This window comes from Schlesneria sp. (assembly GCF_036405755.1).
Classification (GTDB): domain Bacteria; phylum Planctomycetota; class Planctomycetia; order Planctomycetales; family Planctomycetaceae; genus Schlesneria; species Schlesneria sphaerica.
The window spans coordinates 1-2323 of the sequence record NZ_DASWWZ010000580.1; the positions used below are offsets into that span (position 1 = coordinate 1).

Sequence of the window (2323 nt, forward strand, 5' to 3'; positions counted from 1 at the left end):
GCGTCACGCCCGCTGGTGGGAGAAATGGATCTATCGCCATCGCTTCCCCAATCTCCAGGACATTAAAGCCTCCCCCCGCAATTCAGACGCCCCCGCCAGGTAATTTGCTCGCCCCACCCCGTTCGCCTCACCCGTGCGACCTCATACAAAATCGTGACTGGAGTCGAGTCTATGAATCTCAGCGATCTTACGTGGCCTGAAGTCGATGCCCTGTCTCGCGACATCCCTGTGGTGATCCCCGTCGCCGCGGTCGAACAGCATGGCCACCATCTTCCCGTCTATACCGACAGCATGCTGCTGGGCGAAATCGTCCGTCGCGTCAGTGAATCCATGCACGACCGCATCCTGTTCGCCCCCCTGATGTGGCTGGGAAATTCACACCACCACATGGACTTCCCCGGAACGCTGTCCGCCTCGCCCCGACTCTACCTCGACCTCCTCAACGACCTGATGGAAAACATGCTGACGCACGGTTTCCGTCGGATCGTCCTGATCAACGGGCATGGAGGGAACTGCATCCCGGGTAAGCAGGCGGTCTTCGAAGTCCGGCAGCGGCACCGCTTGCGACGCGACCTGCTGCTGTTGATGGCCACTTATTGGGAACATGGCCGACCGAACCAGTTGCGGTCGGATCTTGTCCAGACTGCGATGGGACACGCCTGCGAGTGGGAAACGTCGATGATCCTGCGGCTGGCTCCCCACCTGGTCAAGGACATTCGCACGGTAGAGTCGGTGGAACCCGGCTTCGCTTTTGAACCGGCTTATCGCGGCTGGATCACAAAAGACCGAACCGACGTGGGACACATCGGCCAGTCCTCGGCCGCGACGGCGGAAAAAGGGGAAGCCTTGTTTCAGACCTTCTCGGCAGGTGTGATCAAGTTCCTCGAACAAGTCATCGCATGGGATGGACAGAGCTGGGAGATGCCGCAGTGAACCCGACTGGAACGTCATGCCGTATATCTGGTTCTCGGTAATCTGCCTGATCTGGGGCAGCAGCTTCATCCTGATGAAGCGCGCCATGGAGTATCTTTCGCCGATCGGAGTCGGTGCAGGACGAGCCCTCGGTGGATCGCTCGTCCTGGCACTGATCTTCCTGCTGATGAAACAGCGGCGAACCGTCCGCCGGACCGATTTCCTACCCCTCCTGGCGGTCGTGGTGCTGGGATTCGTGTGGCCACACTCGATCCAGCCGGAACTCGTCGCCCGGCATGGGGGGGCGTTCGTCGGGATGACCGTCGGCTTCACCCCCCTGCTGACGTTGCTCGTCTCCATCCCGATTCTCGGAGCCTGGCCCACCACCCGGCAAACGGTCGGTGTCATCGGAGCCCTGAGCTGCCTGATGGGCCTGATGCTCGACTACGGTACCCGCTCAGTCCCGGTCGTCGACATCCTGCTCGCCTTCAGTGTCCCGTTTACCTACTCGATCGCGAACAGCATCATCCGGCGATACCTGACACATCTCCCGCCGCTCGAACTGACATTGATTTGTCTGACCGCAGCAGGAGCCGTCATGGTCCCCCTCTCGCTGTCGATCCGCAATCACCGCCCTGTCGACTTCAGCCATCTCGGCTCGGCCCTGACCGCCGTCGCCATTCTGGGCGTTGTCGGCACCGGGATCGCCACCTTCCTGTTTAATCGACTCGTCCAGCAGGAGGGTCCCCTCTTCGCGGTCATGACCACGAATCTGGTCCCGATCGGTGCCGTGATCTGGGGCGTCGTCGATGGTGAACGAATTACGCTGCTCCAGCTCACCGCCTTGATCGGAGTCCTGGTGATGGTCACCTACGTCCAGACACAAACCGTGACCCGACACACTGCCGCCCGTCCCACGGAATCCTGACGCCCCAGCACAACGTCCGCAGACCGCGATTTTCAGAGTGGCATCGACTGGGAGACGTTCTTCAGAGGGGAAACTTCTCTGGAGGCGACGTTCATGAGAGAGGGCCACGTTGATCCGAGCCACCCAACGGGCCACCCAAATATCACTTCAGCCCCGGAACCCGGTTCGCCACGGCCTGACAAGGAGTGTTGTCGTGGCTCAGAACCAGTTCCTTGCCGACGAAGTACGAATGACATTCATCGACGATCAGGTTGTATGTCGCTTCCGGATCCTGCTCTACTGTGACAGAGTCGACCTTCGCAAATCCCCGAGCGGTGTGTAGCCCCATCCCCGGTGCCAGTAGCCGAGCCTTCGTCCAGCCTTTTCCGTTCACCCAGAAGAGATGCCCCCCCGTCGCACGAACGACCTCACCGTTGAACGACAGACGAAGTAATCGTTCCGGTGGCCGCGTGGCTGTCCTCAACACGGGAGCAAACTTCAGTT

3 protein-coding genes are annotated in these 2323 nt (G+C 60.5%); 2 read left to right on the forward strand and 1 reads right to left on the reverse strand.

All coding sequences use genetic code 11. The features are described from left to right. The first annotated feature begins 171 nt into the window (after window positions 1-171). Both VGE80_RS19290 and VGE80_RS19295 read left to right on the forward strand, forming a co-directional pair. Window positions 172-933 (forward strand): creatininase family protein, encoded by a 762-nt coding sequence (locus tag VGE80_RS19290; RefSeq protein ID WP_440593792.1) that lies wholly within the window; start codon window positions 172-174, stop codon window positions 931-933. Window positions 934-949: 16 nt separating this feature from the next. Continuing rightward, on the forward strand, window positions 950-1840 hold the full coding sequence (locus tag VGE80_RS19295; RefSeq protein WP_440593793.1) for a DMT family transporter: 891 nt from the start codon (window positions 950-952) through the stop codon (window positions 1838-1840). Between the two features lie 142 nt (window positions 1841-1982). Here the strand turns inward: VGE80_RS19295 and VGE80_RS19300 are convergent. Beyond that, window positions 1983-2323 (reverse strand): polymorphic toxin-type HINT domain-containing protein (locus VGE80_RS19300; protein ID WP_440593794.1); only part of this gene is annotated, 341 nt, incomplete at its 5' end.